Below are 14,816 nucleotides of genomic sequence, written 5' to 3' on the forward strand. Positions count from 1 at the left end.
ATCACGGGACGATGGACCTCACACTCCTGCACACGGGGGCGGAACACCCCGACCTGACGCTGCTCGTGCTGACGGGAATCCTCTCGTTCGCCGCCGGGACCGGACTGGGCGCGTACGCCGCGCTGCGAGGAAAGGTCGCCGACGCCCTCGGCACCACGACGGAGAACTAGCGCGGAAACAGGCTCGCGTGGACCGGCGCGAAGTCGCTGCTCTCGTCGGTTTTCGTGTCGGTTATCGCCTTGCCCGCGAGGCCGTCGTCGATGAAGTCCGCGAGCGGCGGCCCCACCTTCTGGGGTTCGACGAGGAAGGCGTCGTGGCCGTGGTCGGACTCGACGACGTGGTGGGCCACGCCGCTGCCGGTGGCGCGAAACGCCTCCGCGAGGCGTTCGGACTGGGCGACGGTGAAGTGCCAGTCGCCCGTAAACGACATCACCAGCGCCTCGCCCGTGAACGCCGCGAGCGCGTCGGCGTCGGACTCGTAGCCCGAGGCGAGGTCGTAGTCGTCCATCGCCCGCGTGAGATAGAGGTAGCTGTTGGCGTCGAACCGGTCGACGAACTTCGTCGACTGGTAGTCGAGGTACGATTCGACGTCGCGGTAGGGGAAGAACTCCGCGGCGGGATCGGCGGGAAACGCCTCGCGGTGGGCGTCCCGTCCCGCCGAGCGCCGATCGAACTTCCGCTCCATCGAGGCCTTCGAGAGGTACATCATGTGGCCGATCTGGCGGGCGAGCGCCAGCCCGTTTTGCGGTTCGGGCCCCCCGTAGTAGTCGCCGCCCTGCCAGTGTGGGTCGGTCGTGATCGCCCGGCGGGCGATGGCGTCGAGGCCCAGACACTGGGCGTCGAGGCGGCCGGCGGCCGCGACCGGCGCGACCCGGCGGACGTCGTCGGGGTACCGGACCGCCCAGTCGAGCGCGTTCATCCCGCCCACGGAGCCGCCGACGACGGCGTGCAGGCGGCCCACGCCGAGGTGATCGAGGAGTTTTCGCTGGGCGCGCGTCCAGTCGCCGACCGTGACAGGGGGGAAGTCGGTGCCGTAGGGCTCGCCCGTCTCGGGGTTCTCGCTCGCGGGACCCGACGAGCCGTAACACGATCCGGGGATGTTGGCACAGACGACGTAGTACTCGGCGGTGTCGACCGCCTTGCCGGGCCCGACGATGTCCTCCCACCACGCCGAGGCCTGATCCGTCCGCCCCTCGCGAAAGGAGCCCGCGACGTGGGCGCTTCCGGTGAGCGCGTGACAGACCAGCACGCAGTTTTCTCCTGAGAACTCGCCGTAGGTCTCGTAGGCGACCTCCAGATCGGGGATCGACTCGCCACACTCGAAGCGAAACTCCCCGAGCGACGCGACCTCCCGGTTCGCGCTCATCGGTCCCCGGTGGCGGCCTCGATCGCGCGATCGAGGTCGGCCAGTATGTCCTCGGGGTCCTCGATCCCGACCGAGAGGCGAACGAGGTCCTCGGTGACGCCGCTTTTCGCGCGCTGTTCGGGCGTGAGCTGGCCGTGGGTGGTCGATGCGGGGTGGATGATCAGCGACTTGGCGTCGCCGATGTTGGCGACGAAACTCACCAGTTCGACCGCCTCACAGACGCGTTTCCCGCCCTCGAAGCCGTTCTCGAGGCCGAACGCGATCATGCCGCCGAATCCGTTTTCTAGGTACTCGCGGGCGTTGTCGTGGGTCGGATGCGATTCGAGTCCGGGATACGTGACCCACGCGACGTCCTCGTGGCCCGCGAGGAACTCGGCGACGATCCGGGCGTTCTCGCAGTGGCGCTCCATCCGGAGGGGGAACGACTCGAGCCCCTGGAGGGTCTGCCAGGCGTCGAACGGGGCCTGCTGGGCGCCGAGCGCCCGCAGCGAGCGAAACCGGGCGGCGGCGGCGAACGGGGCCTCGGGGAAGTCACGGCTGAAGTTGATCCCCCGGTAGGCGGGGTTCTCGCCCGCGAGTTCCTCGTAGCCCGTCCAGTCGAACTCGCCGCCGTCGACGAGGACGCCCCCGACGGTGGTGCCCGAGCCGTGGAGCCACTTCGTGGTCGACTCCCAGACGAGGTCGGCGCCGCGTTCGAGGGGCCGACACAGCGCGGGCGTCGCGAACGTGTTGTCGACCACGAGCGGGACGCCGTGCGCGTGGGTGATCTCGGCCACTCGCTCGATGTCGGGCGTTACCAACGACGGGTTGCCGATGGTCTCGAGGTGGACGTACGCCGTCGAATCGTCGATCGCTTCCTCATATCCTTCGTAATCGAGGGTGTCGACGAAGCGCGTCTCGACCCCTCGGCGGCCGGCGACGTGGTTGAAGTAGGCCGTCGTCCCCCCGTAGATCGCGGCGGCGGAGACGATCGAGTCGCCGGGCGCAGCCAGCAGGAAGGTCGCGGCGTCGAGGGCGGCCATCCCCGACGACGTGGCGACCGCCCCCGACCCGTTCTCGAGTGCGGCGAGGCGCTCCTCGAGCGCCCGGGTGGTCGGGTTGCTGATCCGGGAGTAGACGTCGCCCTCCGCCGAGAGCGCGTAGAGGTCGGCGGCGTGCTCGGCGCTCTCGAACTCGTAGGAGGTGGTCTGGTAGATCGGCGGCGCGCGCGCGCCCGTCGCCGGGTCCGCACGCGTGCCGGCGTGGACGCTCCGCGTCGCGGGTCCCCATCGGGTCATGTACGTGGTGCATATCCTCGTAGAGTTTTATAACCAGCAATAACGGCAAGATTCGCGGCGATCGACGAATCTCGCCCATTCGAGAAATATCAATTTTTATTGGAAGTGAATTAAGCCGCGTGGACGGGTAGTACGGGTATGGTGACCGTCCCGCAGTCGATCCGAGATCGGCTCGAATCGCTCCCGCACGTCGTCGGCACCGGCGTCGGCAAGAAGCGCGTCGACGGGCGAAAGACCGACGAGACGTGCGTCGTGGTCTTCGTCGACCGGAAGCTACCCGAGGCGCAACTGGCCGAGGAGGAGCGGGTCCCCCGGACCGTCGACTGCGACGGCGAGACCCTCCCGACGGACGTCCAGCAGGTCGGCGACGTCTCGATCCAGGCGGTGCCCGCGGTCGACCGCCAGTCCGAGCGGACGGACAGACACCGCCCCGCGCCGCCGGGGGTCTCGATCGCCCACCCCGCGGTGAGCGCCGGCACCCTCGGCTCGCCCGTGCTCGAAACTGAGGACGGCGATCGGGTGATCCTGACTAACGCCCACGTCGCCGCACCGATCGGGGAGGCGGACGAGGGCGACCCGATCCTCCAGCCCGGTCCCGCCGACGGCGGTGAGCCACCCGAAGGATGGCGATCCTCGTCGGATCGAGAATCCGACGGCGGAGAAGAAGGCGACGAGATCGGCACGCTCGCGGCGTGGAGCGAGATCAGTTCGGAGGAGCCCAACGCGGTCGACTCGGCGCTGGTCGAGGTCGACCCCGACGACATCGACCCGGAGATCCTCGGAATCGGCCCGCTCGCCGGCTTTGCCGAACCCGACCTCGATAGTGAGGAGGAGTACGTCAAGAGCGGCCGGACGACGGGCGTGACGACCGGCGACCTCAGGGGGCGGGACGCCCGGATCCGGGTCGGGGGCTACTACGACGAACCCGTCGTCTTCGAGGGCGTCGACGTCTTCGGCCCGATGAGCGCCGGGGGCGACTCGGGGAGCCTGATCGGGGTGCAGGACGAGGGGTTCTACGCGACGGACCTGCTCTTTGCGGGCAGCGACGAGTCGACCATCGGCGTTCCCATCGGGGTCGCCGAGGCCGAACACGGCGAGTTGCGGCCGGTCGAGGGCGGCGACGACGGGAGCGGGGACGACGGGTCGGGGGACTTCCGCTCGCGGGTGCGAGAACGCCTCGAAACCGAGTACGGTAGCGTCGAGGACGAGGGCGAGGCCTTCCGCGTCGATGCGTGGCCGCTTTCCCTCACGGTTATCGCGACGACCGACCTCGGGGCGGGGATCGAACGGGCGCGCGAGGTGGCGGGCGACGCCGTCGTGCTCGCGGTGCCCGCGGGGACCGAAACGGAGATCCCGTCCATCCCCGCGGGGATCGCGGTCGTCCCGGTCGATCCGTAGAACGTTAGGTGGTCGCCTCCCTAGAGGCGACCGTGACCTCCCCGAGACGCGATCGTGTCGCGCTCGCGACCGTGATATTCGTCGTCCTGCTGGCGCAGGTGTTGCTCTATCCGGGGATCGCGGACCTCGTGGCGGCGCTTGGTGCGAGCACCGACCTCGACGCGAGCATGTGGTTTCTCGTCGCGGAGTTCTCGGCGTTCGTCGTCTGTGCGAGCCTCTGGGGGGCCGCGAGCGACCGGGCCGGCAGGCGCGTCCCCTTCATCGCCGTCGGTGCGCTCGGGGGCGCGGCGGGCTATCTCGTCCTCGCGGGCCTGCCCGCGGTCGTCGACATCACGTTCGGACACGTCCTCGTGATCCGCGTCCTCCAGGGAGCGATGACCATCGCCGCCTTTTCGCTCTCGATGACGATGCTCATGGACCTGCCCGGCGGCCACGGGAAGAACATGGGCGCGGCGGGGATCGCCATCGGCGGCGGCACCGCGACCGGCGCGCCCCTCGGGGGGCAGCTCGCCGCGTTCGATCCGCTGGCCCCGCTGTGGGCCGCCGGCGTGCTCCTGTTGGCGGTCGTCCCCCTCCTCGGGTTCGTCTCCGATCGCGCTCCAGCAGGAGGGCGGCGCTCGATCCGGGCGCTGCTGTCGGGCCTCTCGGAGACGCCCGCCCTGGGACTGCCGTTCGCCTTCGGCTTCGTCGATCGCCTGACGGCGGGCTTTTTCGCGCTCGTGGGCACCTTCTACTTCCGGGACGTCTTCGGGATCGGCCCCGCCGAGACGGGGATCGTCCTCGGGCTCTTCTTCGCGCCGTTCGCCCTGTTGCAGTATCCCTTCGGGATCCTCTCGGACCGGATCGGCCGGACGATCCCCATCGTGATCGGCTCGGCGTGCTACGGCGGGGCGATCGTCCTCGTCGGCCTCGTCCCCACGCTGGCGCTCGCACAGGCGGGGATGGTCCTAGTGGGGATCCTCGGCGCGCTCGTCTCGCCCGCGACGATGGCGCTGGTGACCGACCTGGCGGGCGAGGGCGAACGCGGCGCGTCGATGGCCGGGTTCAACATCGCCGGGAGCCTCGGCTTCCTGACGGGCTTTCTCCTCGGCGGGACCGTCGCCGATACCTACGGCTATCTCGCGGCCTTCCTCGTCGTCGGCGGCCTCGAGGTCCTGATCGCCGCGGTCTGTCTCCCCCTCTTCTTGCGGATCGAGATCCCCGTCGAGGGGACGTTCCGCCCAGAGTGAACCGAAGGTATATATTCATTCTAGTGTGTTATGAAATATGTTCCCCGTCCCGCTGTTCGGCCCGGTTCCGGGCGGCATCGAGCTGACCATCCTTCTGTTGATCCTCCTGATTCTGTTCGGGGTGGTCGGGCGGTGGGTCTACCGGGACGCGCGCTCCCGAGGCAACGAGTGGGCGTGGCAACTGGCGGTCCTGATCGCGGGCGCGTTCTTCCTCGGAGTGGTCCCGGGTCTGCTCGCGCTCGGGGTCTACGTCCTCGCGCGCGGCGAGCGGGGCGAGACGGCATGAACCCCGTACCGCATCGAGAGATGTGTCTGGGCCCCCGTTTGGGCGCCATGACGCGGTTCCGATCGGGGCGAACGAACGGATGACGGGGGCGACCGACCCCACGCGGAGGGCGGTCCTCAAAGGCGCGGGCGCGGCCGCTGCGGGCGCGCTGGCCGGGCGACCGGTCGGCGCACAGGAGGGACAGGAGCCCGCTCTCGCTCCCGCCCCCGATCCCGGGGACCTGGAGACGTTCGTCGACGGGGCGATGGAGACGAACCTCGCGGCCCACGACGTCGCGGGCGCGACCGTCTCGGTCGTCGGCGGCGGCGAACTCCTGTTGGCGAAGGGCTACGGCTACGCCGACGCCGAGCGCGAGGAGCCCGTCCACGCGGAGGAGACGCTCTTTCGGATCGGATCGGTCTCGAAACTGTTCGGCTGGACCGGCGTGATGCAGGGCGTCGAACGCGGCGAACTCGACCTCTCGACCGACGTCAACGAGTACCTGGAGGACGTGACGATCCCCGAGGCCTACGGCGAGCCGATCACGCTCGACCACCTCGGCACCCACACGCCGGGGTTCGAGGAGCGCTATCGTGGTACCTTCGTCGAGAGCGCCGAGGACCTCCGCCCGCTCGGAGAGGTCCTGACCGAGGAACGGCCCGCACGGGTGCGCCCGCCGGGCGAGTTGGCCTCCTACTCGAACTACGGGGCGGCGCTCGCGGGCCACGTCGTCGCCCGGCGGGCCGGGACGACCTTCGGGGAGTACGTCCGCGAGAACCTCTTCGAGCCGCTGGGGATGGAACGAAGCACGTTCGCCCAACCCGTTCCCGACGGGTTCGAGTCGGTTTCGAAGGGCTATCGATACCGGGAGGGCGAGTTCCGCGAGGGCGAGTTCGAGTACGTGGGGGTCCCGCCCGCGGGGTCGATGAGCGCGAGCGCGACCGACATGGCGCGGTTCATGCTCGCGCACCTGAACGGCGGGGCGATCGAGGGCGAGCGGATCCTCGGCCCCGAGACGGTCGAGGCGATGCACCAACGGCGGTTCGCCCACGACGAGCGGGTCAACGGGATCTGTTACGGCTTCTACGAACTGGGCCGGGACGGCGAGCGGGTGATCGGCCACGGCGGCGACACTGAACTGTTCCACAGCCAACTGCTGCTCGTGCCCGAGCGCGACCTCGGGCTGTTCGTCTCGTACAACAGCCCCGGCGGGGCGGCGGCCCGCGAGGAGTTCGTCGACGCGTTCCTCGACCGCTACCTCGGCGACCCCGAACCGCCGGCGCCGACCGACGGGGTGACCCGCGGCGAGGAGCTGTCGGGCTCGTACCGCCCGATCCGGATGCCCTACACCACCTACGAAAAGGTCGGCGCGTTCGGACAGGCGCTCGACGTCCGGGTCGAGGACGGAGCGCTCGTCACGGCGATCCCCGGCGGTGGCGTCGAGCGCTGGGTCGAGGTCGAGCCGCTGGTCTTCCGCCGCGAGGACGGCGGGGACACGCTGGTCCTCCGCGAGGGCGAGGGCGGGATCACGCACCTCTTTCTGGGGAGCGTGCCGGTGTTCGCCTTCGAGCGCCTCGAGTGGTACGAGACCACGACGACGCAGGCCGCGGCGATCGGGCTCTCGGCGCTCGTGTTCCTCTCGGCGGCGGTCGGCTGGTCGACCCTCGGACTCTGGCGGCGTGCACGGGGCCGACCGCCGGGCGAGGAACGGCCGCGTATCGCCCGCTGGAGCGCGGGGCTCGCCAGCGCGCTGTTCCTGGGGTTTCTCGCCGGTTTCGGCTGGTTTCTGCTCACGGACCCGACGCGACTGATCCTCGGAACGCCGACGGCGCTTCTCGCGCTGCTCGTCCTGCCGGTGCTGGCCGGCGTGGCGACCCTCGGCACGCTCGCGTTCTGCGCCCTCGCGTGGCGCGATCGCTACTGGGGGGTGCCCTCGCGGCTCCACTACACGCTGGTGGCGCTTTCGAGCCTCCTGTTCCTCGCCGTGCTTCGCTACTGGAACCTGCTGGGGTTCGCGCTCTGAGGGTCGACCTGCAGGCGCAGGGAGGCTTTTTGTCCGTCTGGGGCGTCAGAATCGGGTATGGCACCGAACCTGCCGGACCTGCTCGGACGGGGCGTCGAACGGGGGACCGAGGCGGTCTTCGCGGTCGATTCGCTCACGCAACTCGTCGAGGCGGTCGACTTCGAGGCGCTCGAACGCGGCGACCCCGAGGCGATGGACTTCGAGCGCATGGGCGAACTGGTCGGCCAGATGACCGGGCGGCTGGTGGTCAAACAGACGGTGGGAAGATACACGCCCGGCCAGTTCGCGGAACAGACCGTGGGATACGCCATCGGCGGGGCGATCGGCCGCGAGGGCGGACGGCTCGTCCTCCAGGTGGTCGAGGACCAACGGGGCGACCCCGTCGAGGTCGACATCGACGTGATCGACGAGGAGGAGGTCGAGGACGCGGACGACATCCACGACCTCGGTGACGGGGAGGACGCCGGCAGCCTCGACGATATAGGGGACGGACTCGACGACGAAGACCGGGGCCCCGACGCCGACGAGGAATAGCCCCAACCTTTTTCCCCTCGACGGCGAGTGCCCGGTATGGAACCACGGATCACGCGGATCCAGACGACGGAGTTCTCCTATCCCATCGAGGACGTCGGCACCGACACCAACGGCTTCAACCTCACCTACGAACCCGGCGCGGTCACGGAGCGAAAGCTGTTCGCCATCCAGATCGAGACCACCGAGGGGATCACCGGCGAGTACGTCGGCGGCAACTCACCGGCCTTTGCCCAGATCAACACCGTCGCCGACTATTTGATCGGGAAGAACCCCCTGCACCGCGAGCGCCACTGGAGCGAACTCAAGCGCGCGCTCAGGAAGTACGACCGCATGGGGATCGGCCCGCTCGACGTCGCACTGTGGGACTTCGCAGGAAAATACCACGACGCCCCGATCCACGAGCTACTGGGGACCTACCGCGAGCGCCTGCCCACCTACGCCTCGACCTATCACGCCGACGACAGCGGCGGGCTCAACTCCCCCGCGGCCTACGCGGATTTCGCCGAGGAGTGTCGCGAACGGGGCTTTCCGGCGTTCAAAATCCACGGCTGGGGCGGCGGCGACGACGCCCGCCAGATAGACAGGGAGATCGCCACCGTCCACGCCGTCGGCGAGCGCGTCGGCAGCGGGATGGACCTCATGCTCGACCCGGCCTGCGAGTACGAGACGTTCGCTGACGCGCTCAAGGTGGGCAAGGCGTGTGACGCACAGGACTTTTACTGGTACGAGGACCCGTATCGCGACGGCGGCATCTCCCAGCACGCCCACCGGAAACTGCGCCAGCACCTCGAGACGCCGATCCTCCAGACCGAACACGTCCGGGGGCTCGAACCCTTTACGGATTTTATCGCGAGCGAGGCGACCGACTTCGTGCGCGCGGACCCCGAGTACGACGGCGGGATCACGGGCGCGATGAAGCGCGCGAAGGTCGCGGAGGGGTTCGGCCTCGACGTGGAGTTCCACGCGCCCGGCCCCGCCCAACGGCACTGCATCGCCGCGACGCGAAACGCGAACTACTACGAACTCGCGCTGGTCCACCCGAAGTGTCAGAATACCCAGCCGCCGGTCTATCTCGGGGGCTATTCGGACCAACTGGACGCGGTCGACGCCGAGGGAACCGTCCCCGTCCCGGACGGCCCCGGTCTCGGCGTCGAGTACGACTGGGAGTACGTCGAGTCGCGGGCGCTGGGCGGCCGGGAGTACGAATAGGTGGACCGTGTCAGTCCGTGTCCAAGGGGTTAAGTAGGGGCTGTCTGTTTCTACCGGTAACGATGGTACTACGTACGATCGGTCACAGGGGGTGGCGCTGATGGCGGGAGAATCGCAAACGATGACGGATCGACTCGGCGGCGGGTTCACGACGCTCGCGTGGGTGCTGATCCCCGTCGCGGTCGGGATCAACGTCGTCGGCGGGGCGCTGACCAACGCGCTTCGCATCCCGCTGTTCCTCGACGTGATCGGCACGCTGCTGTTGGCGATCCTCGCCGGGCCGCTCGTCGCGGCGGTCGGCGGGATCCTGACGAACGTCGTGCTCTCGGTGGTGCGCTCGCCGACGATGCTGCCGTTCGCGCTGACGCAGGCGGCCATCGCGCTGGTCGCGGGCTACCTGGCGATGCGCGGCTGGTTTTTGATCCGCGAGAAGCGCGACTACCTCAAGCTGGCCGGCGTGGCGATCGCGGTCTCGGCGGCCTCGGTGCTCGTGAGCTGGCCGATCCTCGTCTGGCTGTTCGGCGGGATCACCGGCACCGCGCCCGACGTCGTCGTCGCGGTGTTCCTCGCGTCGGGCTTCAGCACCGAACTCGCCGTGCTCGGCTCCCAACTGGTGATGGAGCCGGTCGACAAGGGCGCGAGCGTCGTGATCGCGTACTTCATCGCCAAATCGGTCCCCGAGCGCTACCGGCCCTCGTTCGGCCAGCGGGCGCTCGCACGCGATCGATGAGCGGCGGTGGCACCGCAGGAACGACGGACGTCGACGTCGAGGCGCTGATCGAGAACGCGGAGGGTGCCGACTCGCCCTTCGAGTACCGCCCCGGATCGAGCCCGCTCCACCGGCTGAACCCGGTGACGAAACTCGTCGCGAGCGGCGCGCTGATCCTGATCGCCTTTCTCCTCCCCACCTTCTGGGGCCCGCTCGCGCTGACGGTCGGGCTGTTCGCGCTGGTCGCGACGGCGGGGGCGGGCGTCGCACGCTCGGTCGGAACCGTCCTCGTCGCCGTCGGGGGACCGCTCGCGCTCTCGCTGGTGCTCATTCAGGGGCTCTTCTATCCGCAGAACGAGACGGTGCTGGTCTCGCTCGCCGTGCCCGTGATCGACCGACTGGCGTTCTACGAGGAGGGCATCGAGTTCGCGCTGTTGATCCTCTTTCGGCTCACCGTCCTCATGATCGCGTTGCTGGGCGCGATCGTCACGACCCACCCGAAGAAGCTGACGGTCGCGCTGATGGAGAAGGGCGTCTCGAACAAGGTCGCGTACGTCTTCATGGCCGCGCTCCAGTTCATCCCACAGATGCAGACCCGGGCGAAGGCGATCCTCGACGCCCAGCAGGCCCGCGGGCTCGACACCGCCGCGAACCTCCGCCGACGGCTGAAGTCCTACGTCGCGCTGATGGCGCCGCTTCTGATCGGAACGCTGATCTCGACCGAGACCCGCGCGCTCGCGCTCGAATCGCGCGGGTTCACCCGGAAAGGGGAGCGAACCTACCTGCTCGACGTCTCGGATAGCGCGTTCGACAGGGCGATCCGCTGGCTTTCGGTGCTCGCGGTGATCGCCGTCTTCGTCTGGAGGCTGTTACTGTGACCCGGATCACGTTCGACGACGTCTCGTGGGAGTACCGAACCGGGGAGGGGCGCGCCGTCTCCGGCCTCGACCTGGAGATCGAGTCGGGCAGTTTCATCGGGATCACCGGCCCGAGCGACGCCGGCAAGTCGACGTTCTGCCGGCTGATCCCCGGCTACGTTCCCCACTACTTCGACGGCGAGCTAGAGGGGAGCGTCCGGGTGGGCGACCGGGAGGTGCGCGAGGCCTCGATCGGCGAACTCGCCGAACGCGTGGGCATGCTCTTCGAGAACCCGTTCGATCAGCTGACCGGCGCGAGCACGACGGTGTTAGAAGAGGTCGCCTTCGGCCTCGAGAACCTCGGCTACCCGCGCGAGGAGATAATCGAGCGCGCGGTCGAGAGCCTCCGGCGGGTGGGCATCGAGGAGCTGATCGACCGCAACCCCCAGCGCCTCTCGGGCGGGCAGTCACAGCGGGTCGCGCTGGCCTCGGTGCTCGCCATGCGCCCGGACGTGCTGGTGCTCGACGAGCCGACCTCCCAGCTCGACCCCCACGGTGCGGAGGCGGTCTTCGAGATCGTCGCCGGGATGAAGGAGCAGGGGTATACGGTGATCGTCGTCAGCCAGCGCCTCGACCGACTCGCGCCGCACCTCGACCGCCTGCTGGTGATCGAGGACGGCGAGATAGCGCACGACGCGGGCCCCGAGGAGGTGTTCACCACGTCGGGGATCGACGACCTGGTCGACGTCCCTCAGTCGGTCCGGGTGGGCCGCCGGCTCCGGGAGGCGGGACACGACGTCGACGGGGTCCCGCTGACCGTCGAGGCGGCCATCGAGGAGCTTCGCCCGCACGTGACCGGCGCGACTGACGGGGGCGTGACGGTTCCCTCCGCCGAGGAGGGGAGGGAGGCGGCTGGCGACGCTCGCGTCACCTTCGAGGACGTGCGCCACGTCTACGAGGGCGGCGTCGAGGCGCTCTCCGGCGTCTCGATCGACATGGCGTCGGGCTGTGTCTGTCTCGTCGGGCAGAACGGCGCGGGCAAGACCACCTTCGTCAAGCACATGAACGGGCTGCTCGAACCGACCGAGGGCGTCGTTCTCGTCGAGGAAACGGACACGCGGGAGGCCCGCGTCGCCCAACTGGCCCGGCACGTCGGCCTCTCGTTTCAGAACCCCGACGACCAGCTGTTTCACGACAGCGTCGAGGCCGAAGTGCGCTACGGGCCGAAGAACCTGGCGTTCGACGAGGAGCGGGCCGACGAGACCACGGAGCGCGCGATCTCCCGCCTCGACCTCGAGGACGCCCGCGATCGAAACCCCTACGACCTCGGGATGCCGCGGCGCAAGCGCGTGGCCGTCGCCTCGGTGCTCGCGATGGACACCGACACCGTCGTCCTCGACGAACCGACCGGCGGGCAGGACGCCCCCGGCACCGCCCTGCTGAGCAACGCCGTCGAGGAACTGGTCGCGGATGGACGGCTCGTCGTCGTCATCACCCACGACGTGGGCTTCGCGCGCCGGTACGCCGACCGCGTGATCGCGCTCGGGCGGGGTGAGGTCCTCTTGGACGGGAGCCCGCGGGAGGTCTTCGGCAACCCCGAGATCCTCGCCGAAACCGACGTCGACCCGCCCGTCGTCACCCGGATCGGTCACGAACTCGGCCTGCCGACGCTGCTCTCGATCGACGAACTGTTCGAGTACGTCGAGTGATCTACAGGGCGGACTCGATCGCTCGCGCGAGCGACGCGCGAAACGCCGACACGTCGATGTCGGTCGCCACGCGGCCGTTCTCCGCCTCGTCGGTGACGCCGTACTCGTCGCTGACCAGCGCCCCCCGACACGGCCCCTCGCGCGTATCGATCTCGAGGGCGCGCTCCTCGACGGTGAGGACGTCGTCGGTGAGCTGGGCGATCACCGCCGCGTCGTGGATCGGCGAGTGCTCGATCCCGTAGCGCCCGCGCACGTGGTCGGGGTAGTACTCCAGCCACTCCTCGACGACCTCGCCGCGTCGACCCGAGAGATCGAGGGTAGCGGGGTCGAGCGTCGCCCGAACCGTGACGCCGAGGCCGACGAACGTGGGGTCGAGGGATTGGAGAACTCGGCTGGCGGCGTCGGGATCGGCGTGGAGGTTCGCCTCCGCCGCGGGCGTGCGGTTGCCGGGCGCGTAGACCGCCCCGCCCATGACCAGCACCCCGTCGAGAAGATCGGGCAGATCGGGCTCGATCCCGAGCGCCAGCGCGAGGTTCGTCAGCGGGCCGATCGCGGCGATCGTGAGGTTTCCGTCCTTCCGTGCCTGCTCGACGATGAACTCGGCTCCCGACGTATCGACGGGCCCCCGTCTCGGGTCCGGGAGGTCGCCCTTCAGACCGCCCTCGCCGTGGATGAACTCGGCGGTGTCCTGGCGTTTCACGAGGGGCCGGTCCGCGCCGCGGGAAACGGGCAGATCGCCGTCGAGGAAGTCGAGCAGCGCGAGCGTGTTTCGGGTGGTGTTCTCGACGGAAGAGTTGCCGGCGACGGTCGTCAGTCCGACGATGTCGAGATCGCTTTCGAGCGCGAGCAGGAGGGCGAGCGCGTCGTCACAGCCGGGATCCGTGTCGATCAGAAGGGACATGGCCCCGCCTACGGAGGCCGGAGGGAAAAGCTTCAGTCGGGTTCGGGAGGCTTACAGGTCGGCGACGTCCTCGATGGCGTCGGTGAGCGCTCGAATGCTCTCGACGTCGTGTTCGCCCATGTGGCCGATGCGGAACGTCTCCTCGCCCAGCTGTGAGCCGTAGCCGTTCGAGAAGACCATGTCGTACTCCTCGCTCACCGCGTCGATGGTCCCGGCGACGTCGATCCCCCGGGTGTTCTCGATGCAGCTCACGGTTCGGGACTCGTAGCCCTCCTCGGGGAAGAGGCCGAAGTGCTCGCGGGCCCACCCGCGGGTGTACTCGGCCATCTCGCGGTGACGTTCGCTTCGAGCGTCGTGCCCTTCGGAGAGCATGTGCTTCATCTGCGTTCGGTACGCGAGCATGACCGGGATCGCCGGGGTAGAGTGGGTCTGGCCCTTGCGGTCGTAGTAGTCGAGCGAGCGCTGGAACCCGCCGTACCACGAGGCCGACTCGCTCTCGACCTCGCGCTCGTAGGCGTCCTCGCTGACGACACAGACCGCGAGCCCCGGCGGCATCGCGAAGGCCTTCTGCACGGAGGTGAAGACGACGTCGATCCCATGCCTATCGATGTCGACGTGGTCCCCGCCCAGCGCCGAGACCGCATCGACGACGAAATAGGTGTCAGGAAACTCGGCGACGACGTCCCCGATCTCCTCGATGGGGTTCCGAACCCCGGTCGAGGACTCGTTCATCACGCAGGTGACCGCGTCGTAGTCGGTGTCGCTCTCCTCGAGGGTCTCGCGGACGTCCTCGGGTTTGACCGCCCGGCCCCACTCGTACTCCAGCGTGTCGACGTCCTTCCCGAGGCGCTCGGCGACGTTCGCCTGTCGCTCGCTGAAGCTCCCGCAGGTCGTCACGAGGACGTTCTCGTCGACGAGGTTGAGGATCGAACTCTCCATGAACTCGGTCCCGGAGGCCGTGAGTACGATCACGTCGTGGTCGGTGCCCAGAAAGTCCTTGGTGTCCTCGACGATCGTGGTGTAGAGGTCGGTCATCCGCTCGCTCCGGTGACCGAACATCGGCTGGGCCATCGCCTCGACCACGTCCTCGCGCACTTCGGTCGGTCCCGGGATGTACAGCGTCTTGTCCGTGTAGTCGTCCGTGTACTCGCGTTTCTCGGTCACGTGGATCACCAGGGGGAGTCGATGCCGTCCCGCGCGCTTGCCGAGCGCCTCGAGAGCGGGAGGGTCACCGACCCGTCCGTACCTCGCGGTTCGCGCGCGAGGGGATAAGCCCCGGGGATCTCCGCAAATGGCGCCGTCGGGGAGGTCATGATACCGTCGCCCACGCAAGCACCAC

Annotated in this window: 14 protein-coding genes; 10 read left to right on the forward strand and 4 right to left on the reverse strand. The window is 69.0% G+C overall.

Features of this window, described 5'->3' with window-relative positions; genetic code table 11:
• Positions 1–11: 11 nt before the first annotated feature.
• Positions 12–170 carry a hypothetical protein gene (locus QRT08_RS12935; RefSeq protein WP_286046380.1) on the forward strand — a complete coding sequence of 53 codons (159 nt, stop codon included), beginning with the start codon at positions 12–14 and terminating at the stop codon, positions 168–170.
• On the opposite strand, the gene metX is transcribed toward QRT08_RS12935, so the two are convergent.
• Complete coding sequence (gene metX / locus QRT08_RS12940; RefSeq protein ID WP_286046381.1) at positions 167–1,366, reverse strand: homoserine O-acetyltransferase MetX; 1,200 nt, start codon at positions 1,364–1,366, stop codon at positions 167–169. The genes QRT08_RS12935 and metX overlap by 4 nt on opposite strands.
• On the reverse strand, positions 1,363–2,643 hold the full coding sequence (locus QRT08_RS12945) for an O-acetylhomoserine aminocarboxypropyltransferase/cysteine synthase family protein (protein ID WP_286046382.1): 1,281 nt from the start codon (positions 2,641–2,643) through the stop codon (positions 1,363–1,365). Before QRT08_RS12945 ends, metX begins: the two co-directional genes overlap by 4 nt.
• A gap of 138 nt (positions 2,644–2,781) precedes the next feature.
• Here QRT08_RS12945 and QRT08_RS12950 point away from each other — a divergent pair, with 138 nt between their 5' ends.
• The 9 genes from QRT08_RS12950 to QRT08_RS12990 all read left to right on the forward strand — a co-directional run bounded on the left by QRT08_RS12950 (position 2,782) and on the right by QRT08_RS12990 (position 12,576).
• Complete coding sequence (locus QRT08_RS12950) at positions 2,782–4,041, forward strand: hypothetical protein (protein ID WP_286046383.1); 1,260 nt, start codon at positions 2,782–2,784, stop codon at positions 4,039–4,041.
• Positions 4,042–4,073: 32 nt separating this feature from the next.
• The gene (locus QRT08_RS12955; RefSeq protein ID WP_483299964.1) at positions 4,074–5,270 is read left to right on the forward strand and encodes an MFS transporter; all 1,197 of its coding nucleotides are present in this window, start codon (positions 4,074–4,076) and stop codon (positions 5,268–5,270) included.
• 37 nt (positions 5,271–5,307) lie between these two features.
• Positions 5,308–5,556 (forward strand): hypothetical protein, encoded by a 249-nt coding sequence (locus QRT08_RS12960; RefSeq protein ID WP_286046385.1) that lies wholly within the window; start codon positions 5,308–5,310, stop codon positions 5,554–5,556.
• 79 nt (positions 5,557–5,635) lie between these two features.
• Positions 5,636–7,558, forward strand: a complete 1,923-nt coding sequence (locus tag QRT08_RS12965) for a serine hydrolase domain-containing protein (RefSeq protein WP_286046386.1) — start codon at positions 5,636–5,638, stop codon at positions 7,556–7,558.
• Positions 7,559–7,615: 57 nt separating this feature from the next.
• Positions 7,616–8,092 (forward strand): hypothetical protein, encoded by a 477-nt coding sequence (locus QRT08_RS12970; protein WP_286046387.1) that lies wholly within the window; start codon positions 7,616–7,618, stop codon positions 8,090–8,092.
• 36 nt (positions 8,093–8,128) lie between these two features.
• Positions 8,129–9,301, forward strand: coding sequence for an enolase C-terminal domain-like protein (locus QRT08_RS12975; RefSeq protein WP_286046388.1), 1,173 nt, complete (start codon positions 8,129–8,131; stop codon positions 9,299–9,301).
• Positions 9,302–9,422: 121 nt separating this feature from the next.
• Positions 9,423–10,031: an ECF transporter S component gene (locus QRT08_RS12980; RefSeq protein WP_286046389.1), complete on the forward strand. Its 609-nt coding sequence runs from the start codon at positions 9,423–9,425 to the stop codon at positions 10,029–10,031.
• Positions 10,028–10,888 (forward strand): energy-coupling factor transporter transmembrane component T family protein, encoded by an 861-nt coding sequence (locus QRT08_RS12985; RefSeq protein WP_286046390.1) that lies wholly within the window; start codon positions 10,028–10,030, stop codon positions 10,886–10,888. The genes QRT08_RS12980 and QRT08_RS12985 overlap by 4 nt, the downstream gene beginning before the upstream one ends.
• Positions 10,885–12,576: an ABC transporter ATP-binding protein gene (locus tag QRT08_RS12990; RefSeq protein ID WP_286046391.1), complete on the forward strand. Its 1,692-nt coding sequence runs from the start codon at positions 10,885–10,887 to the stop codon at positions 12,574–12,576. Before QRT08_RS12985 ends, QRT08_RS12990 begins: the two co-directional genes overlap by 4 nt.
• A 1-nt stretch (position 12,577) precedes the next feature.
• Here QRT08_RS12990 and QRT08_RS12995 read toward each other — a convergent pair whose 3' ends face one another.
• Both QRT08_RS12995 and QRT08_RS13000 read right to left on the reverse strand, forming a co-directional pair.
• Positions 12,578–13,477 carry a nucleoside hydrolase gene (locus QRT08_RS12995; RefSeq protein WP_286046392.1) on the reverse strand — a complete coding sequence of 300 codons (900 nt, stop codon included), beginning with the start codon at positions 13,475–13,477 and terminating at the stop codon, positions 12,578–12,580.
• A 51-nt stretch (positions 13,478–13,528) separates the two neighbouring features.
• Positions 13,529–14,641 (reverse strand): pyridoxal-phosphate-dependent aminotransferase family protein, encoded by a 1,113-nt coding sequence (locus QRT08_RS13000; protein WP_286046580.1) that lies wholly within the window; start codon positions 14,639–14,641, stop codon positions 13,529–13,531.
• Positions 14,642–14,816 lie beyond the last annotated feature (175 nt).

This window comes from Halalkalicoccus sp. NIPERK01, from assembly GCF_030287405.1.
GTDB lineage: Archaea > Halobacteriota > Halobacteria > Halobacteriales > Halalkalicoccaceae > Halalkalicoccus.

Excerpts from the sequence above, each read along its gene's own strand:
- QRT08_RS12935 (WP_286046380.1), top strand. The coding sequence starts at position 12 with ATGGACCTCACACTCCTGCACACGGGGGCGGAACACCCCGACCTGACG.
- metX (WP_286046381.1), bottom strand. The coding sequence starts at position 1,366 with ATGAGCGCGAACCGGGAGGTCGCGTCGCTCGGGGAGTTTCGCTTCGAG.
- QRT08_RS12945 (WP_286046382.1), bottom strand. The coding sequence starts at position 2,643 with ATGACCCGATGGGGACCCGCGACGCGGAGCGTCCACGCCGGCACGCGT.
- QRT08_RS12950 (WP_286046383.1), top strand. The coding sequence starts at position 2,782 with ATGGTGACCGTCCCGCAGTCGATCCGAGATCGGCTCGAATCGCTCCCG.
- QRT08_RS12960 (WP_286046385.1), top strand. The coding sequence starts at position 5,308 with ATGTTCCCCGTCCCGCTGTTCGGCCCGGTTCCGGGCGGCATCGAGCTG.
- QRT08_RS12965 (WP_286046386.1), top strand. The coding sequence starts at position 5,636 with ATGACGGGGGCGACCGACCCCACGCGGAGGGCGGTCCTCAAAGGCGCG.
- QRT08_RS12970 (WP_286046387.1), top strand. The coding sequence starts at position 7,616 with ATGGCACCGAACCTGCCGGACCTGCTCGGACGGGGCGTCGAACGGGGG.
- QRT08_RS12975 (WP_286046388.1), top strand. The coding sequence starts at position 8,129 with ATGGAACCACGGATCACGCGGATCCAGACGACGGAGTTCTCCTATCCC.
- QRT08_RS12980 (WP_286046389.1), top strand. The coding sequence starts at position 9,423 with ATGACGGATCGACTCGGCGGCGGGTTCACGACGCTCGCGTGGGTGCTG.
- QRT08_RS12985 (WP_286046390.1), top strand. The coding sequence starts at position 10,028 with ATGAGCGGCGGTGGCACCGCAGGAACGACGGACGTCGACGTCGAGGCG.
- QRT08_RS12995 (WP_286046392.1), bottom strand. The coding sequence starts at position 13,477 with ATGTCCCTTCTGATCGACACGGATCCCGGCTGTGACGACGCGCTCGCC.